The sequence below is a fragment of the Alcaligenes ammonioxydans genome, from assembly GCF_019343455.1.
GTDB classification, from domain to species: domain Bacteria; phylum Pseudomonadota; class Gammaproteobacteria; order Burkholderiales; family Burkholderiaceae_B; genus Alcaligenes; species Alcaligenes ammonioxydans.
Genome location: NZ_CP049362.1, coordinates 1,197,313 through 1,222,843, shown reverse-complemented (window position 1 = coordinate 1,222,843; position 25,531 = coordinate 1,197,313). Strand labels below are relative to the sequence as shown.

Below are 25,531 nucleotides of genomic sequence, written 5' to 3'. Positions count from 1 at the left end.
AGTATCGGAATCATAGGCGGCATTATAAGGGGCTAATCAGACTTCTGGCGGGTGTAATACCAGAGCTTACTATATCGAAACAAACTGCCCGAAGCGGCCATGCAGGCCAGGATAAAGCCCTGCGGTCCGTCCAGAAAACCCCGCCGAACGACATAGTGACGCACAAACGTCCAACTGGCGTGGCCTGCAATAGCGGGCAGGCTAGTCGTCTTGCCCTTGGCCTGCATCTGGCGCGCCGCATCCGAGGAATAGCGGTTGATCTTGTCAATAAACACTTCCAGACTGGCGTAGGGGTAATGCAGAAAATGGCCTTCTAAAGTGAGCACGGGCGCGGTAGTCTGTACGCTTTCATGGACTTTGGCCTCATTAAAACGAGCCGTACCGCGCTTGAATAAGCGCAAGACCCGATCCGGCCACCAACCACTATGACGCATCCAGCGCCCGGCAAACTCAGACAGGCGTGCGATCCGGTACGCCGTGCCTTGAGGCTGGGCGATTTCCTGCTGAATCAACTGCGCCAGCTCAGGGGTGACGCGCTCATCCGCATCAATGGACAACACCCAGTCGCCCGTAGCCTGATCCAATGCCCGGTTTTTCTGCGGTCCAAACCCAGGCCAGTCTGAAGTGACCGTAACCTTCGCCCCCATGGCGCGAGCAATCTCCACCGTCTCATCCGTGCTGCCGGAGTCCACCACGATGATCTCGTGCGCAAACGCGACCGACTCCAGACAGGCACGAATGTGTGTCTGTTCATTTTTGGTGATCACGATAACGGACAGGCGCGCCCCGCTGCCCAAGGGGGCGACTGCTGTTACTTCTGTCGTTGACGACGGCGCCATGCTTTCCACCTGTTGAAAATCGGCCCGATCACGGGATGGACCGCCACGTTCAGCCTGCGCCCGACGGACACGCCCGTGGTATCGCGCACGGCAAAACGATAAATATGCAAAGGATCACTGCCGGGCTGGTTGGAGCCAAAGGCTCGCGTTGTGTACAAATAGCGAAAGCCCGCCTGCTGGGCGAGCTGCACATAGTCCGGATCAAAATAACCTTGAGGCCAGCACAACTGGTCTGAGACCATTCCCATGTTGGCGATCAGAGTTTTGCGGGACTGCTCCAGCTCCCAGCGCATCTTGTCATTCTTTTGATCGCGCTGCTCACTCAGATCCCAGCGAGTATGGGTATGGGTATGGCTATGGAACTCAAACACCCCATCGGCCTGCATAGCGTGAATTTCACTCCAGCGCAAAATCACTTCATCGCTCCGGCCTTGGGCAATCCGTGCTTCGCATTCCCGATGGTCCGGGCATACAGGCAACTCCTGGCCCTGGCCCAGACAAGGACGCACAGGCCCCTCGTTGATCCAGCTTGTCACCAGGAAGATCACGGCATTAAAGCCATACTTTTTCAGCAAGGGATAGGCGTAGACCCAGTTATCCAGGTAACCATCATCAAAGGTAATCAACACCGATTTGGGTGGTACGCCCTGACCTTGCAAATGGCCAGCAAACTGCGCGCTTGTCAGGCTGGTCCAGCCGTTTTTCTTCAACCATTGCAAATGCTGCTCGAAATGCTCGGGACTGGCATTGATCATGCCCCCTTGCGGGGTGACATGGTGATACATCATCACGGGCACGGTATGGGCCACTTTCATCCCTGAAGCTCCTTTAGCCAGCGATAATAAGCGCCCTCCAGCCGATCGCCCATGGCAACTGGCGTAAAACGCTCGTCACTACGACAGAACAGGCGGCCAGCGGCGCCCATCTCCTGCCGCAATCTGGGGTTCTGAATCAATTGCTCCAACGCCTCCCCCCACGCCTGCTGATCATGCAGGTCCACCAGAAAACCGCTACGGCCCTCCTGCATCATTTCCGGCACACCGCCCACGCGGCTTCCCACAACAGGAATGCCTGCACACCCTGCCTCCGCAAAGACCGTCCCCGAGGCTTCCATGTGGGTAGCCAGGGCGAACACATCCAGATTGGGAAGAATCGACGGCACGTCGGTACGGGCTCCCAACAAATGCACACGGCTCTGCAAGCCCAGACTGGCAATCAGGGCTTGCAATTGCTCATAGCCCGGCGACCCCCCTCCCACCAGCACCAGATGCAGTTTGGGATAACGGGCAAACAAGGTCTGCATGGCAACAATCAACTCATGATGCCCTTTATCGCGCCGCAACACGGCAACACAGCCCACCAGCAAGGTATCGGAGGCCAGCCCCAATTGCGCACGCAAATCGAGCACAGGTGCACGGTCTATGCGCGCCGGGTCGACACTGGGGTAGACCACTTGCACCTGCCCGGGTTTCACCCCCCGCTCGATCAGGTGATCTCGCACGTAGGCGCTGGGTGCAATCACTCGCTTGGGCACGATGGTGTAAGACATCAAAGAGCCCACCTTCTTGGCCAGATGGCGCGTGCGCACGATCAAGGGAGTGCCCGCAAGACGAGCTGCCACGCCGGCCAACATGGTGTCGCGACGGCTGTGACTGTTCAAGACATCAAACCGCCCCTGGCGCAACACGCGGCGCAAGTGGCGTACGCCACGCAGATAATTGGCCGTACCATCCATCAGCAAGGTATGAACAACAAAGCCCTCATCACGCAACCGTTCGGTCAATTGTGCATGCGGCTGACACGCCGCCTCTACCTGATGCCCGCGTTCTCGCAGAATGCGCATGGCATGCAGGATGTAATTTTCCTGACCGCCAAAGCTGGTGGCGGCTTCCGAATGCAGAATGCGCAACGGCTTCATCGGTAGCTGATCTCCACATCCGTGGTCGCGTCCCATGCTTCCAGTTGCTCCAGCAGGGAGTCGGCCAGACGTACGCGCCATTGGGCTCCCAACTGAACCACACACTCATAATCGGGGCGCTGTAACTGCACTTCAACCGGCACGCCGCCCTGCTCCTGAGCACGGTGCGGGGCCAGAAGACTGTGCAGACGCTGCGCGTCAGCATGATGATTCAACCCGATGCTCAAACAACTGGCGCGCGCTTCGCGAGCCAGTTGCAAATCAAAAATGGCATCTGCATTGATACGCAGGCCGCCGGTATAGTCGTCATTGCTGACCTTGCCTTGAATGATGACCAACTGATCCTCTTTCAAACGCTGACGATGCTCTTCAAACAGCTCATTGAAAATGGCGACTTCCAACTGGGCCGAGCCATCATCGAGCATGGCATACAGCATCTTGCCACGACGGGTCATGCGCACACGCACGGCCGAGAGCACTCCTGCAAACCACTGCGCACTGCGTGATGCCTCCAGACGGGCCAGTGGTGTGGGCGCAAAACGGCGCACTTCATCGCGCCAGGCATCAAACAAGTGACCGCTGAAGTAAAAACCCAGTGCCGTCTTTTCCTGGCGCAAGCGATCCTGCAGACTCCACGGGGCCACTTTGGCCACTTCGCCTTCCACAATATCGTTGGAATCGTCGTCAAACAAAGAGGACTGATTGGCACTGCGTTCAGCCTGCTCCGCGGCCTCGGTGGCGGCACCAATACTGGCCAGCAAGGCGGCCCGATTGTCGTCGATCGAGTCAAAGGCGCCTGCCCGCACCAGCGCCTCAATCGTGCGCTTGTTGACCTGATGACGATCCACCCGACGGCAGAAATCAAACAGGCTGGTAAAAGGACCGCCTTGTTTGCGAGCCTCCACAATGGCCTCAACTGCCGCCTGGCCGGTTCCCTTAACCGCCCCCAGACCATAGCGCATGGTGCGGGGCGGCAGGCCTTTTTCGGTATAACTATCCTTGACCGGCTCAAACCGGTAATTGGAGGCATTGATATCGGGTGGCAGTACTTCCACGCCATTGGCCAGGGCGTCTTTCCAGAAAATCTGTACCTTGTCCGTATCGTCCATATCGGACAACAAGGTGGCGGCCAGAAACTCGGCGGGATGGTGGGCCTTGAGCCACGCCGTCTGATAGGCGATCAGCGCATAGGCGGCAGAGTGACTCTTGTTAAAGCCGTAGCCTGCAAACTTTTCCATCAGGTCAAACAGCTTGACCGCCAGTTCCGGGTCGTGTCCTTTTTTGACGGCCCCTTCCTGGAACAGCACACGATGCTTGGCCATCTCCTCGGGCTTTTTCTTGCCCATGGCGCGGCGCAGCAAGTCGGCGCCCCCCAATGAGTAGCCACCGATGATCTGCGAGATCAGCATCACCTGTTCCTGGTAAACAATGACCCCGTAAGTGCTGCTCAGGGTGCTTTCCAGATCAGGGTGGAAATAATCGACCTCGGCGCGACCGTGTTTACGGTTCACGAAATCCACCACCATGCCCGACTCCAGTGGACCCGGGCGATACAAAGCCAGCATGGCGATGATGTCTTCAAAGGTGGAGGGCCGCAAACTGCGCAGCAGCTCTTTCATGCCCCGCGATTCCAGCTGGAACACCGCCGTGGTATTTCCTTCGCACAAGAGCTTGTAGGAAGCCTCGTCATCCAATGGCAGCGCCATGATGTCAAAGTCGCGCTTGTCTGCGTTGAACTGGCGCACATAGCGCACCGCCCAATCCAGAATGGTCAGGTTGCGCAAGCCCAAAAAGTCGAACTTGACCAGACCGGCAGCCTCCACATCGTCCTTGTCATATTGCGATACGGCGTTGGCGTCCGGGCCTGGCTGCGCGTACAGGGGGCAAAAGTCGATCAACTTGCCCGGCGCAATCAAAACGCCCCCGGCGTGCATCCCCACACTGCGCGTCAGCCCCTCCAGCGGACGGGCCAGATCGATCAGCGCTTTGACTTCCTCGTCATTTTCGTAACGCTCGCGAAAGGCGGGCTCGTCGGCCAGCGCCCGCTCCAGCGTCCACGGATCGGCAGGGTTGAACGGGATCAGCTTGGACAAGCCATCACACAGGCTGTAGGGCAGCTCCAGCACCCGGCCCACGTCACGCACCACCGCTTTCGCACCCAAGGTGCCAAAAGTCGCGATCTGGCTGACGGCCTGCCGACCGTATTTTTGTTTGACGTAATCAATGACGCGCTCGCGATTGTCCTGACAAAAGTCCACGTCAAAGTCAGGCATGGAGACCCGTTCAGGGTTCAGGAAACGTTCGAACAGCAAGTCATAGCGCAAGGGGTCCAGATCGGTAATCCCCATGCTGTACGCTACCAGGGAGCCCGCCCCCGATCCCCGACCCGGCCCCACGGGCACGCCATTGTGCTTGCCCCAGTTGATAAAGTCCGCCACGATCAGGAAGTAGCCCGGAAAACCCATGGAAATGATGGTGTTGCATTCCCAAGAGAGGCGCTCCTCGTAAGTGGGACGCTGTTTTTCGCGTTCGGCCGGATCGGGATAGAGCTGCAGCAAACGCTTTTCCAGCCCTTGCTGGGCCTGTTGAATCAGAAAGTCGCCCAGCGACATACCCTCAGGCGTTGGGAAATCGGGCAGATAAGGCTTGCCCAATTCCAGTTCCAGATTGCAACGCTTGGCAATCTCCAGCGTGTTCTCCAGTGCAGCGGGAACATCGGCAAAACGCTGCTGCATTTCATCCGTACTCAGAAAGTACTGCTCCGGCGTAAAACGCTTGACCCGCTTGGGATTGGCCAACTGCTCGCCTTCGGCGATACACACCCGCACTTCGTGAGCCCGAAAGTCCTCTGGCGCAATGAACTGAATCGGGTGCGTGGCCACGACCGGCAAGTCCAGCTCCGCAGCCAGACGCATGGCGGCCTGCACGTATAGCTCATCACCGTCCGCGCCACTGCGCTGCAATTCGATATAAAAAGCGCCGGGGAACAAGGACTCCCAGTGATGGGCACACTCACGAGCCAACTCCAGATTGCCATCGCCCAGGGCCTGGCCGACATCCCCCATGCGGCCACCGGACAGCGCAATCAAACCGCTGCACTCCTTAAGCCAGGCACGCTGCACTTCGGCGCGCCCCTTGTACTGGTTGCCCAGCCAGGCTCGAGTCAAAATATCACACAGACTTAAATAACCCGCCTCGTTTTGCACCAGCAGCAGCAAGCGCGCCGGTTTTTCACGGTCTTCCTCGTTCTGCAGCCAGATATCACATCCCATGATGGCTTTCAGCCCGGCTTTGCGTGCCGAGGTATAGAACTTGATCTGCCCGAACAAATTGGACAGGTCCGTCAAGGCCAGCGCGGGCTGACCATAGGCCTGCGCTTTTTTAATCATTTCGGGGATACGGGCGATGCCGTCCACCACGGAAAATTCCGAGTGGGATCGCAAATGGACAAAGGAAGGGGTGATTTCGCTCATGATGGAATTGTACTTAAGCCGATCGACATTGGTGGCTCTGAAATAAGACTGCAGCCGATGAGCCTGCCTTAAAAAGCAGGCTCATCGACGCAGAGAGGGGCTAGCGGCCCGGGCGTCGCCAGCCCGAAGGCGGGCCTGGTGGGAACACCGAAGCGCCAAGGGCCTAACGCTGCAGCGCAGCCCAGGCTTTCTCCAGACGCTTGACCGACACCGGCATGGGTGTGCGCAGCTCCTGGGCAAACAACGATACGCGCAGCTCCTCCAGCATCCAGCGAAAATCGCGTAGTCCGCGGTCAGAGGCCCCTTTGAGGGCGGCAACAGCACGTTGATACTTCATCAGCAAGGGCGCCATGTCCTGCATCAGACGCTGATCGCGGGCCGGGTCGGCGCGCAACTTGTCCACCCGCGTCTGGATGGCTTTCAAATAACGCGGCATATGTGCCAACTGGGCATACTCATTACTTTCCAGAAACAAGGTGGGCATCAGGACATTCAATTGCTGTTGAATGTCTTTCAATGCCTCGGGGTGTGCTTTAATCTGCGCCAGTTTTTTTTGCGCCGCACTCCACTCATTCAGGATCTGGCCCGCCAGACGCGCCACTTCCTGGGCTACCAGCCCCAGACGGCTGCGCCCATCTTGCACACGCGCTTCAAACTCGGCCTGATTCTTGGGCCAGGGCTCCATCATGCAGGACTGTTCCAGGGCAACATCAATAATCTGATCACGTAACTGCTCCTGCGTACCCAGATTGATATAGAGCATGCTGATCCGCGTCAGGTCTGTTATGTTCTTCTCCAGAAAGCGCACCTGCTCACGCAAGGCCAAGCGGAACAAGCGTCGCAATCCCTGGCGATGATGACGCTGGGCCTGGGCCGGATCGTCAAATACGTCCAAATCGCAATGGGTCTTTTTGTCGATCAAGGCCGGGTACCCGATGAAGCTGCGTCCCTTGCGCTTGATTTCCATGAGCTCGGGTAGTTCACCAAAACTCCAGCTGTTCAGTTGCTCATGCTCCAACACCTGCGCCACCTGCTCATCACTGGCCGCCAGTTGCTGGAACGAGGCCTGGGCCTGACGTCCGTGCTCAGCTTTGAGCTGATCCAGATTACGACCGCCCGACAACATGCGTCCATGCTCGTCGATCACCCGAAAGTTCATGAACAGGTGGGTGGCGAGCGTCTCGGGCTTGAAGTCACTGCGTTGTGGCCGCTGCTTGACCTGCTCCCACATATCCTGGGATATCGCATCCAGCAAACTCATGCCCGGATCGGATGCCTTGTCGAACCAGCGTTGGTGAAAAGCAGCCGCATATTCGGGCAGCGGCACGCAGTGACGACGGATACGCTGTGGCAAGGACTTCAACAAGGCCAACACCTTCTCCTTGAGCATGCCCGGCACCAGCCACTCGCAGCGGGCCGCATCGATCTGGTTCAAGGCGAACAAAGGCACACTGAGCGTTACTCCATCGCGCACTGAACCAGGCTCGAAGTGGTAGTCGAGCGCCATTTTCACGCCCTGCCACTGGACCGAACGCGGAAACACTTCCGTCGTAATACCGGCAGCGTCATGCTGCATCAGCTCGTCGCGGTTTAGCTCCAGGCCCTTGGCCTGTTCTTTGGTCAGGCCCTTGAACCACTTTTCCAGCGTGGCTGTCTGATACACGTCCTTGGGAATACGCTGGTCGTAAAAAGCGTAGATCAGTTCCTCGTCCACCAAAATATCAGGACGGCGCGATTGATGCTCCAGGCGTTCCACTGCCTGAATCTGCTGACGGTTATGGCGCAGGAAAGGCAGGTTGGAATCTATTTCGCCCGGTACCAGGGCCTGACGCAAAAACAGTTCGCGGGCCTGCACCGGATCAATCCGGCCAAAGTGAATGCGACGGCCACTGTAAATCAATAAGCCATATAAGGTCGCCCGCTCGTTCGCAACCACCTGGCCGGCTTTCTTCTCCCAGCGCGGATCACTCCAAGTTTTGCGCAGCAAATGGGCACCGACTTTTTCAATCCATTGCGGCTCGATCCGGGCCACACAGCGAGCAAACAGCCGTGTGGTCTCCATCAGCTCGCCCGCCAGAATCCAGCGGCCCGCTTTTTTGACCAGCTTGGAACCGGGGTGAATCACAAAGCGCAATTCACGCGTGCCTTGATAGACGCCGGTTTCTTCGCTCTTGTAGCCAATATTGCCGATCAAGCCGGTCAACAAGGCCAGATGCACCTGCTCATAGGTCGCCGGCGAGGGATTGGCGACCCAGCGCTGTTCCTGCACCAGACTGCGCAATTGGGTGTGGACATCCCGCCACTCTCGAATGCGCAGCGGCGACAGCAAGGCCTGTTTGACGCTATTGGCAAACTTGCGCTGCGAGCTTTGTTCCTGCGACAGTTCTTCCAGCCAGTTCCACAGCTTCACATAGGACAGAAACTCGGACTTGTCGTCATTGAAACGGGCGTGAGCCTGGTTGGCTGCTTCACGCTCATGAACAGGACGATCACGCGGATCTTGAACGGACATGGCCGAAGCCACAATCAGCATTTCCGTCAAACAATGATGCTCGTGTCCGGCCAGAATCATGCGGGCCACACGCGGATCCACGGGCAGTTTGGCCAGCGACCGGCCTACCTTGGTCAGGCGCTGTTGCTCGTCCAGTGCGCCCAACTCTTGCAGAATTTGATACCCATCGGCAATCGCGCGGCCAGTGGGCGGCTCTACAAAGGGGAAGGTTTCCACATCGTCCAGATGCAGGGCCTTCATGCGCAAAATTACCGACGCCAGCGAGGAACGCAAAATCTCGGGATCGGTAAAAGGAGGACGACTGTTGAAATCCTGCTCGTCGTAGAGGCGAATACAGATACCGGGGCCAATACGGCCGCAACGCCCCGCCCGCTGACTGGCCGAGGCCTGACTGATCGCCTCGATACGCAATTGCTCGACCTTGTTGCGCCAGGAGTAGCGCTTGATGCGAGCCAGACCACTATCGACCACAAAGCGAATGCCGGGCACAGTCAGCGAGGTTTCTGCCACGTTGGTCGCCAGCACCACCCGGCGGGCATTGCCTTTGGGGCGGAAAATACGCTCCTGATCGGCCTGAGACAGACGCGCAAACAGGGGCAGGATCACGGTGTTGCTGGGTTTGTCTTTTTCCAGCGCCTCGGTGGCTTCACGGATTTCGCGCTCGCCGGGCAGGAACACCAGAATATCGCCAGTACCGTGTCGGGCGCATTCCTGCACCGCATCCACGATGCCTTGCATCAGATCCCGTTCTTCCTCGGAGGCAGAACGACGTTCCTCGGCATCGACTAAAGACGGGTCCAGAATCGGGCGATACACAATATCGACGGGATACAGGCGGCCTGATACTTCGATCACAGGCGCATTCTTGCCCTGTTGACCAAAATGCTGTGCAAAGCGCTCGGCATCAATCGTGGCCGAGGTAATGATCAGTTTCAGATCCGGACGCCGTGGCAGCAACTGCTTTAAAAAACCCAGCAGAAAGTCGATGTTCAGACTGCGTTCATGGGCCTCGTCAATAATGATGGTGTCGTAACGGCTTAACAAGGGATCGCGCTGGGACTCAGCCAGCAAGATCCCATCTGTCATCAATTTGATGGCAGAACGCGGTCCAGTCTTGTCGTTAAAGCGGATCTGATACCCTACCCAGTCACCAATCTCGGATTGCAGCTCCTGGGCAATACGCTTGGCCACCGAGGTGGCGGCCAGACGACGCGGCTGGGTGTGGCCAATCATCTTGCCTTGCAGGCCGCGGCCCAGCTCCAGGCAGATTTTGGGTAACTGGGTGGTTTTACCCGAGCCGGTTTCACCACACACAATGACCACCTGATGGTCTTTGATTGCCTGGGCAATTTCGGCCCGACGGGCGCTGACGGGCAGGTCATCAGGATAAGAAATTGTTGGTAAAGAGTGTGGGTTTTCAGTCAATTCGTCGGACTCGTGCATGAAAGGTAGTTTCTGGTACAGACATCATTATAATTTTGGCTTGAAACCATTTGGACGCAAAGATCCCCCGCAATGAACACAGACATCCCCGACTCGTACAACGCCATCGACACACCTGATGAATCCCAAGCACAATTTGTGCGCTGGTTCAGAGAGGTGGCGCCTTATGTGCACGACTTTCGTGGCAAGACGTTCGTGGTGGCCTTTGGGGGCGAGCTCATCAATGATGGACTGCTCTACACCCTGATTCCGGACTTGTCGCTGCTGTCGGCCCTGGGCATCAAGCTGGTACTGGTGCACGGCTCACGCCCCCAGGTCAATGAACAGCTACGCCTGAAAGGCGAAACCACCCAGTTTGGACGAGGAACGGAACCGACCAGCGCCGTCGCTCTGGAGTGTGCCAAAGAAGCTGCGGGTGAAATTCGCCTGGATATTGAAGCTGCTTTCAGCCAGGGTTTGCCCAACACCCCCATGTCCCATGCCCAGATCCGCATTATTTCGGGCAACTTTGTAACCGCACGTCCTGTCGGTGTGATTGACGGCCTGGATTTCAAGCATTCGGGTGCGGTGCGCAAACTTGATGTGGACGCCATGCGCGTCATCCTGAATCAAGGAGCGCTTATTCTACTCTCCCCACTGGGTTTTTCCCCAACCGGCGAGGCCTTCACCCTGGACATGGAAGATCTGGCTACCAGCACAGCTATTGCGCTGCGTGCGGAAAAACTGATTTTCCTGACACCCGAGCATATCGGTCATTCCAACAATCTGGATATTGATTCGGAACTGGCCCGCGCCGATGCCGATGCCCTGCTGGCGTCAGGCAAACTTGACCAGGACTGCTCCACGTTCCTGCGCTATGCCTCCCAGGCCGTCAAACGCGGCATTGCCCGTGCGCATCTGGTGCCCTACAAGCAAGACGGCAGCATCTTGCTGGAGATCTTCACCCACGACGGGGTGGGAACCATGGTGGTGGAAGACACGCTGGACGATTTGCGCCCGGCCAATCTGGACGATGTGGGCGCGATTGTGCAGTTGATCGAACCCCTGGAAATTGACGGCACCCTGGTGCCTCGGGGCCGTTCGGTCATTGAGCGTGAAGTGGAACGCTTCACCGTTCTGGAGCATGACGGCATTATCTATGGCTGTGTCGCCCTGATTCCCTACGAAGAAGAACGCATGGCCGAGATGGCCTGCCTGATCGTCCACCCGGAATGGCAGGGCTCGGGCGAAGGCGAAATCCTCTTGCGTCACACCGAGGCCAAGGCTCGTGCAGCGGGCTTCAAGCGCCTGTTTGTGCTCACTACCCGCACCTCTCACTGGTTTATCAAACGGGGGTTTGTCCAAGGCGGTGTGTCGGATCTGCCCAAAGGCAAGCAATCGCATTACAACCGTTCGCGCAACAGCATGGTTTTCATCAAGAAGCTATAAGCTGGCGTGCTGAGCGACTCCAGGCCGGTTTGACGGCCTCCATGCCCTCAGTACAATACGCGCATTCAAGCATTTGATTAAAAAGGAATACGTATGGCACGCATGATTCACTGTGTGAAGCTCAAGCAGGAAGCCGAGGGCCTGGAGTTCCCCCCTTATCCGGGCGAGTTGGGCACCAAAATCTGGCGCTCGATCTCCAAACAGGCCTGGGCCAACTGGATGGAAGTGCAAACCCGGCTGGTCAATGAAAACCGCCTGAATCTGGCTGACGCCCGTGCCCGCAGCTACCTGAAAGAGCAGATGGAACAATATCTGTTTGAAGACAAGGACGTGGAAGCCGACGGCTTTACCGCCCCCCAGGCCTAAACGTACCAGCAGGCCACACACCCGCCCCCGGAGCATGTTCATCGTGCTCCGGGGGTTATTTATTGCTCTCCACTCACCGCCCTCCCTCTTTGCGCACGCCTCCGCCCAGCACTTCCCCCCCGAGAGGAACGTAAATAAATGAAACCCTCCGCCACAATTACGTTTCAGACTGGTCAAAAATCAAAATAAAAAAGCATTTTTAAAAGCTACTCAGAGCCCCAAGGCACAAAATCACGGCTGGCCTTGATACACGCTCAGGGAGTCCAAGCCAGGTAGCGGACGCAGTACAAACACAGGAATAACGGGCTAAGGAACACCCTGTCCAGAGCCGCCCCCTACCTTGGTCCACTTCTACGCCAAGCCATAACCGGTTTGCCGACCCTCAAGCCAAACAGGCCCCTCACGTGTTCATGTCTGCGCAGTCAAGCACGCGCCAAACGCCGAGCCACTGAACCGCACAGCCGCTTACTGCTTTACCCACAGGAAAAGAAGTTCATGTGCCGCCTAGACTTACCCGAGATTGCCCCCTACTCCACCCACTTGCGTTTATGGCTGGTCAATCTCAGTTATCTGCAGGCCTTGTATGGTTCTGAGTTTCATCGCTTTGTGCTGGATACGGTGCAGCAGCGACTACTGGACTGCGGTCTGAACGCTGGAGAGGTGCTTATCCAGGGAGACTATGTTCTGATCACCTTGCACCGCCTGAGCAGTCAGGCGCGCTTTCAACGTGCCCACCCCAATGCCCTGGCCCAGTTGCTGGGCGCTGCTCTGGAGTGCGACCCCATCAGCCAGGGCGACAAGCGCATTTATCTGCATACTCAAGTGGCCTATCACTACGACAGTCGCCAGTACGATACGGACCTGCTCCATCCACCGGTTCCTAACCCCAGCTCTCACCATCACCCCGCCACACTGGCTGTCTGGCACAAGGTCTGGGCCAGGACCTATCGGAACGATATGAACCTGGCGGTCCGGATGCTGGACGACCTGCAAGACGGCTTGTTAGCGTTGGCCTTTCAACCCATTTATCACCTGGACGCAAAACATCAGGGTGCCGCCTTCTATGAGGAAGCCCTGATTCGTCACTCGCGCGGCGCGGACTATTCCTTACCCGACGCAATAGCTGCCATGGAGCGGCTGGGGCTGATTTCACGCCTGGATCGCAGCGTGCTCGGAAGTGTGGTGGGGCTACTCAATGCCAACCCTGCCCTGTGTCTGGGGGCCAACCTGTCTGCCGGCTCTTTGCAGGATGATTTATGGTGGCAGGATTTCTTCAGCTACCTGGACAGCCGGCCGGATGTCGCTCAACGCCTTATTCTGGAGATAACAGAGACAGGCTCCATTGCCCACAAACCCACAGCCTTGCGTCTTATCGCCCAACTGCAAAACCTGGGGGCGCGCATTGCTCTGGACGATACCGGCTCAGGCAACAGCACCCTGGCCTTTCTGGTACAGACCCACGCGGATATTGTGAAAATTGATCGCTCGATTTTGCTTCGAGCACGACGCCCCGGCCAACCCACGCACTTGCTGCGCAATTTGGTCAATGTCTGCGCCGACTACAGCGCCTATGTCATCATTGAGGGCGTGGAGAATGAGGCGGATCTGGACCTTGTGCGCCATTCCGGTGCACAGGGGGCACAAGGCTACCTGCTGGCACGTCCTACCCTGACCCCTACCTGGTGGGAGCACCCCTCATTCATTACCGTGCAAGACGCGGTACTCGTTCGAACCCGGTTCTACCCAGGCTGCGCACCATTGGGCCATCGCCTGGGCTTTTAACCTACCGTCCTGGCACGGCAGTCAGATGCCGCCCTACGTGCTGAAAGCAATCAAGCCTTGCATGGATGCATGCAAGGCTTGAAACACACAGGCCCACCAAATCAGAATCAGACTTTGTCTTCAGATTCCGGCTCTGGCAACGGCTCACCACGCGCTGTACGTTCGGTGTTTTTCACACCCGTGTGACGCACATCATCGCCGCGAACCATGTAGATCACCCGTTCCGCCATGTTCTTGGCGTGATCGCCAATGCGCTCCAGCGCACGGGCAATAAAGATCAGGTCGATGGAGTGCGAGATCGTGCGCGGGTCCTCGATCATGTAGGTAATGATGTGGCGCAACGAACCTTTCCACTCACGATCCACTTCCTTGTCACTGCGCACAATCTGTGCCGCATGCACCGCATCCTGACGCGCAAAGGCATCGAGGACATCGTTGATCATGCCAGCGACCGAGGCGCTCATGTGGCGCAGCTCCACAACGGGCTCGTAGCCTGCCGTGCCTTCGTGCAGACGGCGCGCCATCTTGGCGATGCGCTCGGCTTCGTCCCCGCAGCGTTCCATATCGGTCAGCATCTTGGAGATGGACAGCAACATGCGCAGGTCAATGGCAGTTGGCTGATTGCGGGCAATCAGGTTGGTGATGCGCTCGTCAATCTCCACCTCGAGGCGATTGATTTCTTTCTCACGCTCGCGAACCTGATCGACCAGCGACATATCCCCTGTCTGCAAGGCTTCGGTCGCACTCCGGACCATCGATTCAACGATGCCGCCCATCTGCAAAAACAGTGAACGGGTAGCCTCCAGATCGGAGTGAAACTGCTTATTGGTATGTTCGTTCATAGTGGCCTTCTGTAACAGCAAAATGGCTCGCGCCAGCGCTTAATCCATTCATAGATTAAGCACCGATTATGACAGAGACATTAAAATTCAGAAACCGTCAGCCAAGAGCGTACGCACCCCTTGCTGACCGGCAATCAAGGCCACGCTGGCAGGCGCAATCGCGAACAGGCCGCAACACACCACCCCAGGCATATTATTGATGCGTGCCTCCAAGGCTGCCGGGTCCTCAATGGACAGACCGGACACGTCCAGAATCAGGCCACCGTTATCGGTGACAAAGCCCGCACGCTCGACAGGAGTGCCACCCAGGGCACGCAGCTGACGGGCGACAGCGTTTTTAGCCATGGGGATGACTTCCACCGGCAAGGGAAACGCGCCCAGGCGCTCCACCAGCTTGCTCTCGTCCACGATGCACAGGAACTTGTCCGACACTGAAGCCACGATTTTTTCGCGGGTCAAGGCGCCGCCGCCTCCCTTGGTCATGTTCAGCGCCGCATCGATTTCGTCTGCACCATCCACATACCAGTCCATGCGTTCGATGGTGTTGAGGTCTTGCACCGCAATACCCAGGCTTTGCAGACGAGCCGTCGAGCGCTCCGAGCTGGACGCTGCGGCTTTGAAGGCATGCTTGTGGATCGCCAACGCATCAATAAACAAATCGACCGTGGAACCGGTACCCACACCCAAGATGGAATCAGGCGTCAGGAAAGGAAGGACGTATTCAACTGCGGCCTGCGCCACCTGTTGTTTGAGTTCGGACTGTGTGTACATGGCAGATATAAAAATCGGGGGGCTTGGCCCCCCATGGTTTATTTAAGAAAACGAGCGGCAAACTTGCCTTCATTGAAACCCACGCTGACCTCACCGTCAGGTGTAATCAGCAAGGGGCGGCGTACCAAGGCGGGAAACTCGGCAATCAAAGCCAGCCATTGGGCATCGTCCTGCGGCTCTTTGCGTTGCGCAGGCAGATTGCGCCAGGTCATGGAAGCCCGGTTGACCAGCTTGGGCCAGCCACCCAGCTCGTGCGCCCATTGCTGCAAACGAGCCGCTTCCAAAGGATGCTCGCGGTAATCCACAAAACTGAGCGACAGGCCGTTTTGCTCAAACCAGGCGATGGCCTTTTGGCAGGTACTGCAATTTTTCAAACCGTACATGGTGAACATGGCAGAACTCCTTATCAATCAAGCGCGGCGCTCGCGGCGTGCCTGCAGGCGATTGGCGAACACGACAAAAATACCAATGACCAAAATCAGCAACGTTGCCAGGGCGTTAATCTCGGGCTTGAGGCCCAGACGTACGCGCGAAAACACCTCCACAGGCAAGGTAGTAAAGCCCGGGCCAGACAGGAAAGAGGCAATCACCACATCGTCGAGCGACAGGGTAAAGGCCAGCAACCAGGCGGCCATCAAGGCCGGCACAATCGAGGGCAGAACAACCTGGAAAAATGCTTTCAAGGGCGTGGCGCCCAAGTCCAGCGCCGCCTCTTCCTGCGAGCGATCCAGCTCACGCATACGCGACTGCAAAATCACCGTGGCATACGCGGTACACAGCACCACGTGCCCGATCCAGATGGTGAAGATACCGTTTTGCTCCGGCCAGCCAAACAAAGCATTCAGCTCCACAAACATCAGCAGCAGGGATATGCCCAGCACCACCTCCGGAATGACCAGCGGAGCACTGACAAGGCCAATGTACAGGGCAAAGCCCTTAAAACGCCCCATGCGCGCGAGCACATAGGCAGCCCAGGTACCCAGAATCGTGGCCATGCTCGCTGTCAGTACCGCAATCAGAAAAGACAGCTTGGCAGCACTGAGCAAAGCCCTGTCCTGAAACAGGGACTCGTACCAGCGAAAAGAAAAACCCGACCAGGAGGTCATGATGGCCGAATCATTAAATGAAAAGACGATCAGGAACAGAATCGGAATGTAGAGAAAGCCAAAGCCCAATGTCAGGACCAGGGCACGCAACCAGGGATTGGGTTTGGTCATCGACGGCCTCCCCGCTGTGCTTCCATTTGTCGCATCTGGCTGTACTGGAAAAGGATCAAGGGAATGATGAGCAGCAAGACCATCACGCAGGTTACCGCCGCAGCCATCGGCCAATCGGCATTATTGAAAAACTCCGTCCACATGACCCGGCCCATCATCAAGGTATCGGCACCCCCCAGCATTTCCGGAATCACGTATTCGCCAACCGCCGGGATAAACACCAGCATGGCACCGGCCACCACACCCGACATGGACATGGGCAAGGTGACGTTCCAGAAAGCCGACCAGGGTCGGGCACCCAAGTCGTAGGCCGCCTCAAGCAGGCGCATATCCAGTTTGACCAGATTGGCATACAAGGGCAGGATAAAAAACGGCAGATACGCGTAGATCAGACCGATATACACCGCCAGATCGGTACGGTAGATTTCCAAGGGAGCATCAATCAGCCCCAGTCCCATCAATGCCTGATTAAGCAAACCATCACCACGCAAAATGCCCACCCAGGCATACACGCGCAAGAGCATGGATGTCCAGAAGGGCAAAATCACAGCCAGCAACAGCAGGCTGCGAACGGCCGGCGACGAGCGGGCGATATAGTAGGCCACCGGATAGCCGATCAGCACACAGAAGATCGTGGTAACCGCAGCCATCTTCAGGGAGCTGAAATAGGTAGCCAGATACAGATTGTCGCTGAACAGCAAAATATACCCGCGCAGGTTCAGCACGAAGGAAATGCTTTCATCGGCAATCTGGGCCAACGGTGTGTAAGGCGGCACCCCAAAATCAAGATCGGCAAAGCTGATCTTGAGCACGAGTAAAAAGGGCACCAGCAGAAACAGGATCATCCACAAAAACGTGGGCGCCACCACCAGCGTACGACTGGTGGGCAGCAGTTTGCGCCAGGACAGATTTTTCATGTGCTCAGCACCGCTACGCTGTCATCAGACCAAGACACGTAGACCTCTTCGTCCACGCCAGGTGCGTCGGGTTGAGCCAAAGTGCCACTGGGCATTTGCGCTTCGATCAGCATGCCGGCATCCAGACGGATCTGGTAGCGAGTGTAGCTGCCCATCCAGGACACGTGGGTCACGATGCCGTGGCCCCAGTTGGTATCTTCGGAGGGCAGCTCGCGGCTGACCTTGATCTGCTCAGGGCGGATGGACACGTACACGTCCATGCCCAGCGGCTCGCTGATCCCGTGGCTAACGTACAGCGGACGGCTTAACTCCTCGCACTCGATATGCACATGATCGGGCTCGTCCACCGTCACCACACCGGTAAACAGATTGGTGGAACCGATAAAGCCCGCCACAAAGCGCGAGTTCGGAAAGGAATACACATCGTACGGTGTACCCGACTGGATGATCTGGCCATCCGACATGACTGCCAGACGACTGGCCATGGTCATGGCCTCTTCCTGATCGTGGGTCACCATAATGCAGGTCACGCCCACGCGTTCCAGGATTTTGACCAGTTCAATCTGCGTCTTCTGACGAATCTGCTTGTCCAGGGCGGACATGGGTTCGTCCAGCAAAAGCAGCTTGGGACGCTTGACCAGGCTACGCGCCAGAGCGACACGCTGTTGCTGCCCGCCTGACAACTGGTTGGGTTTGCGGCGTGAAAAGCCAGCCATCTGCACCAGATCCAGCGCCTCAAAGACACGCTCATGGATTTCGTTGCGGGGCACGCCTTCCTGCTTCAGGCCAAAGGCCACATTGGCCTCGACCGACATATGCGGGAACAGCGCATAGGACTGGAACATCATATTGACCGGCCGCCGGTAGGGCGGCAGGTCGGTAATGTCCTCATTATCCAGATAAATCCGACCGGAAGTCGGCTCCTCGAATCCAGCCAGCATACGCAACAAGGTCGACTTGCCACTGCCCGAACTGCCCAGCAGGGCAAAAATCTCGTGACGGGCCACGTCCAGACTCACGGACTGGACAGCCACGGTGTCGCCAAAAATCTTGACGACTTCGTCCACACGCACGAAAGCGTCCTCGCCATCCATCCAGGGCGAGGTTCCGGTACGGATATCTTGCATGATGCCTAACGTCCAGACTTGAGTTCAGCCCACAGGCGCGTTTGCAAACGCTGCACCTTCAATGGCTGCGGTTTGATTACGAACAAAGTCTTGGAGACTTCGGGCGATGGGTAAATCATGGGGTTGTCGGCCACTTCCTTGACCACGAACTCGCGCGCATCTTTATTGGCGTTCGGGTAGAACATGGTGTTGGTAATGGCGGCGTGTACTTCCGGCGTTTCAATGTAGTTGATAAAGGCATGCGCCTCTTTCACATTGGTCGCGCTCTTGGGAATGGCCATGGTGTCAAACCAGACCGGCGCCCCGCCTTTGGGTATGTAGTAGTCAATGGCGTAGGGTTTGTTGGCCTGACGCGCACGGTCGGCAGAGATCATGACATCGCCGGAAAAACCGTAGACCATGCACAGATCGCCCGCGGCAAGCTCATCGATATAACCCGAAGAGCTGAACTGACGCACGTATGGACGAATCTGTTTGAGCAGATCCAGAGCCTCACGATAATCGGCCTCGTTGCTGCTGTTGGGGTCTTTGCCGATGTAGTGCAGGACGGCCGGAAAAACCTGCGCGGCCTCATCCAGAATGGAAATGCCACAGCCTTTCAGTTTTTCGGCATTTTCAGGCTTGAACAGCATGTCCCAGTTCCCCAGGTCGACTTGCTCGCCCATGATTTCCTTGACCTTGGTAACGTTGTAGCCAAGGCCATTGGTGCCGTAACCCCAGGGAATCAGATACTCATTTCCCGGGTCCACATCCGAGAGCAGGGCCATGATGTCCGGGTCCAGGTGAGACCAGTTGGGGATCTGACTTTTATCCAGCTTCTGGAACAAACCACCTTCGATCTGACGGGCTGCGTAATGGGTGGACGGGACCACGACGTCATAGCCCGACTTACCCGTCAACAGCTTGGCCTGCAAGGTGTCGTTATTGTCATAAACGTCATACCGCACGGTAATCCCAGTGGCTTTCTGAAAGCCGGACAAGGTGTCGGGAGCTGTATATTCAGCCCAGTTATAAACGTTAACAACCTGATTCTGCGCCTGTGCAACAGGCATGATGGCGGCAGCGGCCAGCAGGCCAGCGAGCACCTGTGGTGTGTTCATCCCAAAAGACATCGCGAGTCCCCTTCCTATCGAAAGCGAAAAACCCAAAAGGCGAGATGATAAAGCTTTTTTAAAGCCCGTAGTCGTAATTAACGCTGCGTTTCGTGACGGTAAGCTGAAAACATCTGCTGCCACCACCTGTCGCCCTGCGACCCACACACTTTGAGCAAGGATCGCCTGAGACGTTGCACATTGCCCAGCGCCTGGGCGGGGCTGACAGGCCCCTGTCGTGCTCGGTCAAAATCGATCAGCCAGACTTTGTCATTCGCATCCAGCAAAATATTGTAGGCGTTAAGGTCAGCGTGCCAAACCTCGAATTGATGCATGCGGACAATCTCGTGCGCCACCGCTTCGGGGGGGGCTCGGTCCAGACACATACTCAAAGGCTGCACATCGGGCACCCGCTGGCTTATCAAGGCCGCACGGTAGCAAAAACCGTGTTGCCACCATGCCCCGGCCAGCACTTTGGGAACGGCCAAACCCTTGTTGTGCAAATAAGACATCACCTGAAATTCTCGCCAACTGCGAGTGCGCGAGGCCCCTTGCCACAGGTAGGCCGATTCATTGAAGCGGGCCACCAGACCACCACGGCGATAGTGACGCAGCACAGCCTGGCCAAAGGGCCCGTTCACAAACCAGGCGGCCTGTCGGCCACCCTGGCCTACTTTGCTGGCCTGATCACCGTAGGAGGCGGCCTCGAACCAGCGCTGCAAGGCCTGGGGTTCCAGATCCAGCTGCTTGGCCAGCTCCGGTGCCAGCAGGGCACCGCCCCCCGGCAAAGAATAGACAATTTCGGATTGGGCGCTCACAACGGCTCCTCAGGCTCGGACCAGCAACAAGGCCATGATCAGTACCAACATGCAGGCAAAAATAAACTTCAGGCGGTTCTCGGGCAGCCGGTGGGCCAGCCGTACACCGAAAGGTACCAGCATCAAACTGCCCACCGCCAGGGGAATACCGACCTGCCAGGCGGCCTGACCATGAAATGCGTAGGTTGCCAATGCAACCAGGGTGCCCGGAATAATCATGGACAGCGCCAACCCTTGTGCGCCGGTCTGGCTGTAGCCCATGCGACTGGTCAGAAACGGCACCACCAGGACTGCGCCCCCCACCCCGAATACTCCCCCGCCAAACCGGCCATCATGCCAACGGCAACATACCAGGCTTGACCAAAAGATTGCGGGTCTGGCCGCGGTGTCCCAGTGCGACGGCGCCGCCGCGAAAAGCCCAAACTCTGATCAAAATAATACAAGGCGATCGCCATCACAAATAACGAGTAGATACGGCGCAGCAAGATGGCATCCATGCCCAGCGCCAGACGTGCGCCCAGCCAGGTAAAGAGCATGGAAGACATGGCCCCCAAGGCGGCCCGGCGAAAATCGATATGATTGTGACGATGGTACTGACGCACGGTCATGAGCACGGCGGGCACCACCATAATCAGCGCCGTACCTTGAGCTGTTTGCTGGTCCATGCCCAACACCAGGCCAAGCAAGGGGATAGCCAGCAAACCGCCCCCAATGCCCAGAACACCACCCGTGTAGCCAATAAGCGCGCCTCCCAGCAAGCAGGCCAGGATCAATTCAAGGCTTATCATGGCTATTACAGGTTGCGCAGTCGATCGACAGCGTCCTCGACCCGATCTACCGCCCAAATTTCAAGGCCTTCAACCGGCTGACGCGGCGCATTGCTCTTGGGAATCAGGGCAATGCTGAACCCGAGCTTGGCCGCTTCACGCAAACGCTCCTGGCCGCGAGGAGCAGGACGGATTTCGCCGGCCAGGCCGATTTCCCCGAACACCACCAGGCCACGCGGCAAGGGACGATTATTCAGCGAGGACAATATGGCCAGAAGTACGGCCAAGTCAGCCGCCGGCTCGGTAATCTTGACACCCCCTACGGCATTGACGAACACGTCCTGATCGTAAGTAACCACGCCTGCATGGCGATGCATCACCGCCAGCAACATGGCCAGACGCGAGCTTTCCAGCCCCACCGACAGGCGACGCGGGTTTGGCACATGCGCCGAATCCACCAAGGCCTGAATCTCGACCAGCAAGGGCCGTGTGCCTTCCTGAGTGGCCATGACGCAGGAACCGGCCACGGTTTGGGAATGCTGCGACAAAAACAGGGCCGAGGGATTACTGACTCCCTTCAGGCCTTTTTCCGTCATGGCAAACACGCCTAATTCATTGACCGCCCCAAAGCGGTTCTTGAACGCGCGCACCATGCGGAAAGACGAATGGGTATCGCCTTCGAAATACAGTACCGTGTCCACAATGTGCTCCAGCACACGGGGACCGGCCAAGGTCCCGTCCTTGGTGACGTGACCGATGAAAATCATGGAGGTGCCGCTTTGCTTGGCCAGACGCGTCAGTTGAGCCGCACATTCTCGCACCTGCGAGACCGAGCCGGGAGCGGCGCTGAGCTGATCCGAATACAGGGTCTGGATCGAATCGATCACCACCACGCTGGGTTGATGAGACTGCAAGGCCTGACTGATGGATTCCAAGCGAATTTCGGCCAGCAGGTCTACCCCTTCCGTTGGCACGCCCAAACGACGGGCACGCAAGGCAACTTGCTCGGCGGACTCCTCACCAGTGACGTACAGAACCTTGGTTTGCTGGGCCAAAGCGGCCATGGCCTGCAACAATAACGTGGACTTGCCCACACCGGGATCACCCCCGATCAGAATCACGCCCCCTTCCACCAGCCCGCCGCCCAGAACGCGATCAAACTCGCCAATGCCGGTTGGCACCCGCGGGAGCTCTCGCGCCTGCACATCGGAAAGACTTTGAACCGGACTGGAGCCTGCCAAAGAGGCAAAACGGTGGGCGCTGGCGGCGGCCGGACTCTCCACGGTTTCCTGCAGACTGTTCCAGGCTCCACAGGCAGGGCATTTTCCCGCCCACTTGGGTGTATCTGCCCCGCACTCTGTGCAAACAAATACCACTTTGGCCTTGCGGGCCGCACGAGTACTGGTGGCCATAATAATTCCTTAACGTCCGGCCAGGCTGCCGCCGCCATCCACGCCCAGATTCTGGCCGGTGATATAGGCCGCTTCATCGCTGAGCAGGAAGGTGACAGCCGCGGCCACTTCCGCGGCCTGTCCAAAACGCCCCAAAGGAATGGAGGACAGACTGCGTTGCTCGGCTTCACTGCCGACAGGATGGTTGGCACGGAACAATTCGGTTTCGATCGGACCAGGAGACACCGCGTTGACGGTAATGCCATAAGGAGCCAGTTCCAGCGCCCAGGTGCGGGTACATCCCAGCAAGGCACTTTTGGCGGCGGCATAGCTGGTACGGTCGAAACCGCCGTGCACGACACGACTGCAGATATTGACGATACGGCCTTCCTTGCGCGCCTTCATCGACGGGATGAAAGCCTGGGCCACCTGCACCGCCACGCGCACATTCAGGTCAAACACCTGATAGAGATTGCCCAGATCCACCTGACCAATAGGCTCAGGCGCGACCATTCCTACATTGTTCACTACCGCATCCACCGGGTATTTTTCGCGGATGACGCGCAGCATTTCCTCGGTTTCTCCTGCATTGCTCAAATCGCAGGAATACAAATAGCCGGGGAAATCAATATTTTCCGTGTGGCGGGCCAGTCCCACCACATGAGCGCCGGCATCAGCCAGCCTTTGGCTGATGGCCCAACCGATTCCTTTGGTAGCGCCGGTAACGAGTACGCATTTATTTTTCATGGCTATGCCTTGTTGGTGTTAATTCTGGACGACGCGCGGCACGCGGGGCGCCACCGCACAAATCAATTCGTAGCCCAGGGTTCCGGCAGCCGCTGCAACCTCGTCCACACTGGGCCCGCCTTGACCGAACAACACCGCCTGACTGCCTACACCGGCGGCGGGCACCGGGGTGAGGTCTACGGCCAGCATATCCATGGAGACACGACCGAGCAAACGGGTACGGACACCGTTGACGGTGACCGGAGTACCGGTTCCTGCATGACGCGGATAACCATCGGCGTAACCACAGGCCACCACGCCAATTCGCATCGCCTGCTCTGCCACATAGGTATGGCCGTAGCCGATACCCTCTCCTTGCTTGACGCCGCGCACGCTGATGATTTCAGCAGCCAAGGTCATGCCCGGCTGCAAACCGAAATCTTCAGCGCTGATTGATGCAAACGGCGAGCTGCCATACAGACAGATTCCGGGGCGCACCCAATGATCCGGGCCAGAGGGCATGTAAACCCCCAGATCGGGGCTGAGGGTAGCGGCCGAATTGCAAACACTGACCGGGCCCGGCAAACCATCGGTAATCCGGTTAAAGCAGCGAATCTGCTCCAACGTGGCATCAATATTGTCGTCCGCGCGCGCAAAGTGCGTCATGCGCCCCACCGAACCCAACTTGCCCGCTTTTTGCAGCCGTTGGGCGCGCTCAAAGGCAGCAGGGTAATCATCCACACTGAAACCCAGGCGGTTCATGCCACTGTTGAGCTTGACCATGGCGTTCAGGGCCGCTCCGCCTTTCCACTGCTCCAGCATCTTGAGCTGCTCGTGGCAATGAATCACGGTGGTCAGGCCAAACTCAGCCAGTACATCCAGATCTTCAGGCTGGAAAAAACCTTCCAGCAACATGATGGGACCGGTCCAGCCGGCAGCCCGGCAGCGTATGGCTTCTTTCAGGTCCAGCATCGCCATACCTTCGGCGGCACTGAATGCCCGCACGGCATTTTCGATGTCATGGCCGTAAGCATTGGCCTTCATGACGGCCCAGATATGGGGCCGTTTTACACCAGATGGAGCCGTGGCATTATTCAGGCTCTGAATAACCATATCGAGATTGTGACGCAGTGACGCAATATGAATGGTGGCCGAGATTGGACGTGGCATGGTTCTCCCCGAAGCAATACGAAAGTCTAAACCAGCCCTAGTGGAAACGAAAGCCGTATACTGGCGGACTATGTCTATCGAGCACTATGAAAACTTCCCTGTCGCCTCTGTGCTGCTGCCGCGTCGCCTGCGCCGACCCGTCACCGATATTTATCGTTTTGCCCGCAGCGCCGACGACATTGCCGATGAAGGCGACTTAAGCGCTGCCCAACGTCTGGAGCTGCTTGCGCAGTTTGAAGCCAGTATCGAGCAACTGCAGTACCATCAGCCCGTTCTGCCCGATTCGCCCCACAGCGAGATTTTTGTCCCATTGGCGGCCAGCATCCGCAATTTTCAATTGCCGCTCAAGCCCTTTCTGGATCTGTTGTCCGCCTTCCGCCAGGACGTCACCACGCATCGCTACAGCGATATGGCGCAGGTACTGGATTACTGTACGCGCTCGGCCAACCCGGTCGGTCGGCTGATGCTGCATTTGTATCAGGCCCACCAGCCAGAATGGGTCGAGATGGCCGACTCCACCTGTACAGGCTTGCAACTGGTCAACTTCTGGCAGGACGTGGCGGTGGACTGGCACAAAAACCGTGTCTATATTCCGCAGGTTCTACTGGCGCAGCATGATCTGGATGACGACTACATCCAGGCTCGCACTCAACTGCTGCGGCAACCCCAGGCCGATGCACGCTGGCAGGACATGATGCAGTTGCTGGTCACCGATGCCCGTCAGCGTCTGCAAGCGGGCCTGATCTTGTCCGCACATCTGTCCGGACGAATCAGCCTGGAATTGAAAATGATGGTCTTGGGCGGACTGCGCATTCTGGAACGACTGGAAGCGGTAGAGTTTGATGTCTTCAGTCACCGCCCCACCCTGTCCCGCCTGGACTGGCTGCGCCTGATCACCCGCGGCTTGAGCCGTACCTCTTACCGACCCTGAAC

Annotated in this window: 20 protein-coding genes and 1 pseudogene; 4 read left to right on the top strand and 17 right to left on the bottom strand. The window is 57.6% G+C overall.

Annotated features, from left to right (window positions below; genetic code table 11):
* Window positions 1-32: 32 nt before the first annotated feature.
* The 5 genes from FE795_RS05530 to hrpA all read right to left on the bottom strand — a co-directional run bounded on the left by FE795_RS05530 (window position 33) and on the right by hrpA (window position 10,185).
* Window positions 33-839 carry a glycosyltransferase family 2 protein gene (locus tag FE795_RS05530; protein ID WP_051010442.1) on the bottom strand — a complete coding sequence of 269 codons (807 nt, stop codon included), beginning with the start codon at window positions 837-839 and terminating at the stop codon, window positions 33-35.
* Window positions 812-1,654 carry a polysaccharide deacetylase family protein gene (locus tag FE795_RS05525; RefSeq protein WP_003802408.1) on the bottom strand — a complete coding sequence of 281 codons (843 nt, stop codon included), beginning with the start codon at window positions 1,652-1,654 and terminating at the stop codon, window positions 812-814. Before FE795_RS05525 ends, FE795_RS05530 begins: the two co-directional genes overlap by 28 nt.
* Window positions 1,651-2,757 (bottom strand): glycosyltransferase family 4 protein, encoded by a 1,107-nt coding sequence (locus FE795_RS05520; protein ID WP_131071417.1) that lies wholly within the window; start codon window positions 2,755-2,757, stop codon window positions 1,651-1,653. The genes FE795_RS05525 and FE795_RS05520 overlap by 4 nt, the downstream gene beginning before the upstream one ends.
* The gene (gene dnaE, locus FE795_RS05515) at window positions 2,754-6,230 is read right to left on the bottom strand and encodes a DNA polymerase III subunit alpha (protein WP_131071416.1); all 3,477 of its coding nucleotides are present in this window, start codon (window positions 6,228-6,230) and stop codon (window positions 2,754-2,756) included. The genes FE795_RS05520 and dnaE overlap by 4 nt, the downstream gene beginning before the upstream one ends.
* A gap of 163 nt (window positions 6,231-6,393) precedes the next feature.
* The gene (hrpA, locus tag FE795_RS05510; protein ID WP_131071415.1) at window positions 6,394-10,185 is read right to left on the bottom strand and encodes an ATP-dependent RNA helicase HrpA; all 3,792 of its coding nucleotides are present in this window, start codon (window positions 10,183-10,185) and stop codon (window positions 6,394-6,396) included.
* Window positions 10,186-10,257: 72 nt separating this feature from the next.
* Between hrpA and argA the strand changes: the two genes are divergently transcribed.
* The 3 genes from argA (at window position 10,258) to FE795_RS05495 (ending at window position 13,761) form a co-directional block, all read left to right on the top strand.
* The gene (argA, locus tag FE795_RS05505; RefSeq protein ID WP_003802412.1) at window positions 10,258-11,613 is read left to right on the top strand and encodes an amino-acid N-acetyltransferase; all 1,356 of its coding nucleotides are present in this window, start codon (window positions 10,258-10,260) and stop codon (window positions 11,611-11,613) included.
* A 93-nt stretch (window positions 11,614-11,706) separates the two neighbouring features.
* Entirely contained in the window at window positions 11,707-11,979 is a 273-nt protein-coding gene (locus tag FE795_RS05500) for an oxidative damage protection protein (RefSeq protein ID WP_003802413.1), read from the top strand.
* 495 nt (window positions 11,980-12,474) lie between these two features.
* Window positions 12,475-13,761 (top strand): EAL domain-containing protein, encoded by a 1,287-nt coding sequence (locus tag FE795_RS05495; RefSeq protein ID WP_131071414.1) that lies wholly within the window; start codon window positions 12,475-12,477, stop codon window positions 13,759-13,761.
* Window positions 13,762-13,868: 107 nt separating this feature from the next.
* Here the strand turns inward: FE795_RS05495 and phoU are convergent, their stop codons facing one another.
* From phoU to alr, 12 genes and pseudogenes are all read right to left on the bottom strand, one after another.
* Entirely contained in the window at window positions 13,869-14,603 is a 735-nt protein-coding gene (phoU, locus tag FE795_RS05490; RefSeq protein WP_003802415.1) for a phosphate signaling complex protein PhoU, read from the bottom strand.
* An 87-nt stretch (window positions 14,604-14,690) separates the two neighbouring features.
* On the bottom strand, window positions 14,691-15,374 hold the full coding sequence (gene rpiA / locus FE795_RS05485; protein ID WP_003802416.1) for a ribose-5-phosphate isomerase RpiA: 684 nt from the start codon (window positions 15,372-15,374) through the stop codon (window positions 14,691-14,693).
* A 38-nt stretch (window positions 15,375-15,412) separates the two neighbouring features.
* On the bottom strand, window positions 15,413-15,766 hold the full coding sequence (locus FE795_RS05480; protein WP_003802417.1) for a Spx/MgsR family RNA polymerase-binding regulatory protein: 354 nt from the start codon (window positions 15,764-15,766) through the stop codon (window positions 15,413-15,415).
* An 18-nt stretch (window positions 15,767-15,784) separates the two neighbouring features.
* The gene (locus FE795_RS05475) at window positions 15,785-16,591 is read right to left on the bottom strand and encodes an ABC transporter permease subunit (protein WP_003802418.1); all 807 of its coding nucleotides are present in this window, start codon (window positions 16,589-16,591) and stop codon (window positions 15,785-15,787) included.
* Entirely contained in the window at window positions 16,588-17,508 is a 921-nt protein-coding gene (locus tag FE795_RS05470) for an ABC transporter permease subunit (RefSeq protein ID WP_003802419.1), read from the bottom strand. Before FE795_RS05470 ends, FE795_RS05475 begins: the two co-directional genes overlap by 4 nt.
* Window positions 17,505-18,635 carry an ABC transporter ATP-binding protein gene (locus FE795_RS05465; protein WP_059318559.1) on the bottom strand — a complete coding sequence of 377 codons (1,131 nt, stop codon included), beginning with the start codon at window positions 18,633-18,635 and terminating at the stop codon, window positions 17,505-17,507. Before FE795_RS05465 ends, FE795_RS05470 begins: the two co-directional genes overlap by 4 nt.
* Window positions 18,636-18,640: 5 nt before the next feature.
* Entirely contained in the window at window positions 18,641-19,735 is a 1,095-nt protein-coding gene (locus FE795_RS05460; RefSeq protein ID WP_407927738.1) for a polyamine ABC transporter substrate-binding protein, read from the bottom strand.
* An 89-nt stretch (window positions 19,736-19,824) separates the two neighbouring features.
* On the bottom strand, window positions 19,825-20,544 hold the full coding sequence (locus tag FE795_RS05455; RefSeq protein WP_131071413.1) for a 3-deoxy-D-manno-octulosonic acid kinase: 720 nt from the start codon (window positions 20,542-20,544) through the stop codon (window positions 19,825-19,827).
* Between the two features lie 9 nt (window positions 20,545-20,553).
* Window positions 20,554-21,332: pseudogene (locus FE795_RS05450) on the bottom strand (sulfite exporter TauE/SafE family protein).
* 5 nt (window positions 21,333-21,337) lie between these two features.
* Window positions 21,338-22,723 (bottom strand): DNA repair protein RadA, encoded by a 1,386-nt coding sequence (gene radA, locus FE795_RS05445; RefSeq protein ID WP_059318558.1) that lies wholly within the window; start codon window positions 22,721-22,723, stop codon window positions 21,338-21,340.
* A gap of 9 nt (window positions 22,724-22,732) precedes the next feature.
* Complete coding sequence (locus FE795_RS05440) at window positions 22,733-23,449, bottom strand: SDR family oxidoreductase (RefSeq protein ID WP_003802425.1); 717 nt, start codon at window positions 23,447-23,449, stop codon at window positions 22,733-22,735.
* A gap of 18 nt (window positions 23,450-23,467) precedes the next feature.
* Window positions 23,468-24,598, bottom strand: coding sequence for an alanine racemase (alr, locus tag FE795_RS05435; RefSeq protein ID WP_003802426.1), 1,131 nt, complete (start codon window positions 24,596-24,598; stop codon window positions 23,468-23,470).
* A 70-nt stretch (window positions 24,599-24,668) separates the two neighbouring features.
* On the opposite strand from alr, the gene hpnC reads away from it, so the two are divergent.
* Window positions 24,669-25,529 (top strand): squalene synthase HpnC, encoded by an 861-nt coding sequence (hpnC, locus tag FE795_RS05430; RefSeq protein WP_219235845.1) that lies wholly within the window; start codon window positions 24,669-24,671, stop codon window positions 25,527-25,529.
* The last annotated feature ends 2 nt before the right edge of the window (window positions 25,530-25,531 follow it).

What these genes read in the sequence shown, in the direction of transcription:
- FE795_RS05530 (WP_051010442.1), bottom strand. Translation starts at nt 839, where the DNA reads ATGGCGCCGTCGTCAACGACAGAAGTAACAGCAGTCGCCCCCTTGGGC.
- FE795_RS05525 (WP_003802408.1), bottom strand. Translation starts at nt 1,654, where the DNA reads ATGAAAGTGGCCCATACCGTGCCCGTGATGATGTATCACCATGTCACC.
- FE795_RS05520 (WP_131071417.1), bottom strand. Translation starts at nt 2,757, where the DNA reads ATGAAGCCGTTGCGCATTCTGCATTCGGAAGCCGCCACCAGCTTTGGC.
- dnaE (WP_131071416.1), bottom strand. Translation starts at nt 6,230, where the DNA reads ATGAGCGAAATCACCCCTTCCTTTGTCCATTTGCGATCCCACTCGGAA.
- hrpA (WP_131071415.1), bottom strand. Translation starts at nt 10,185, where the DNA reads ATGCACGAGTCCGACGAATTGACTGAAAACCCACACTCTTTACCAACA.
- argA (WP_003802412.1), top strand. Translation starts at nt 10,258, where the DNA reads ATGAACACAGACATCCCCGACTCGTACAACGCCATCGACACACCTGAT.
- FE795_RS05500 (WP_003802413.1), top strand. Translation starts at nt 11,707, where the DNA reads ATGGCACGCATGATTCACTGTGTGAAGCTCAAGCAGGAAGCCGAGGGC.
- FE795_RS05495 (WP_131071414.1), top strand. Translation starts at nt 12,475, where the DNA reads ATGTGCCGCCTAGACTTACCCGAGATTGCCCCCTACTCCACCCACTTG.
- phoU (WP_003802415.1), bottom strand. Translation starts at nt 14,603, where the DNA reads ATGAACGAACATACCAATAAGCAGTTTCACTCCGATCTGGAGGCTACC.
- rpiA (WP_003802416.1), bottom strand. Translation starts at nt 15,374, where the DNA reads ATGTACACACAGTCCGAACTCAAACAACAGGTGGCGCAGGCCGCAGTT.
- FE795_RS05480 (WP_003802417.1), bottom strand. Translation starts at nt 15,766, where the DNA reads ATGTTCACCATGTACGGTTTGAAAAATTGCAGTACCTGCCAAAAGGCC.
- FE795_RS05475 (WP_003802418.1), bottom strand. Translation starts at nt 16,591, where the DNA reads ATGACCAAACCCAATCCCTGGTTGCGTGCCCTGGTCCTGACATTGGGC.
- FE795_RS05470 (WP_003802419.1), bottom strand. Translation starts at nt 17,508, where the DNA reads ATGAAAAATCTGTCCTGGCGCAAACTGCTGCCCACCAGTCGTACGCTG.
- FE795_RS05465 (WP_059318559.1), bottom strand. Translation starts at nt 18,635, where the DNA reads ATGCAAGATATCCGTACCGGAACCTCGCCCTGGATGGATGGCGAGGAC.
- FE795_RS05460 (WP_407927738.1), bottom strand. Translation starts at nt 19,735, where the DNA reads ATGAACACACCACAGGTGCTCGCTGGCCTGCTGGCCGCTGCCGCCATC.
- radA (WP_059318558.1), bottom strand. Translation starts at nt 22,723, where the DNA reads ATGGCCACCAGTACTCGTGCGGCCCGCAAGGCCAAAGTGGTATTTGTT.
- FE795_RS05440 (WP_003802425.1), bottom strand. Translation starts at nt 23,449, where the DNA reads ATGAAAAATAAATGCGTACTCGTTACCGGCGCTACCAAAGGAATCGGT.
- alr (WP_003802426.1), bottom strand. Translation starts at nt 24,598, where the DNA reads ATGCCACGTCCAATCTCGGCCACCATTCATATTGCGTCACTGCGTCAC.
- hpnC (WP_219235845.1), top strand. Translation starts at nt 24,669, where the DNA reads ATGTCTATCGAGCACTATGAAAACTTCCCTGTCGCCTCTGTGCTGCTG.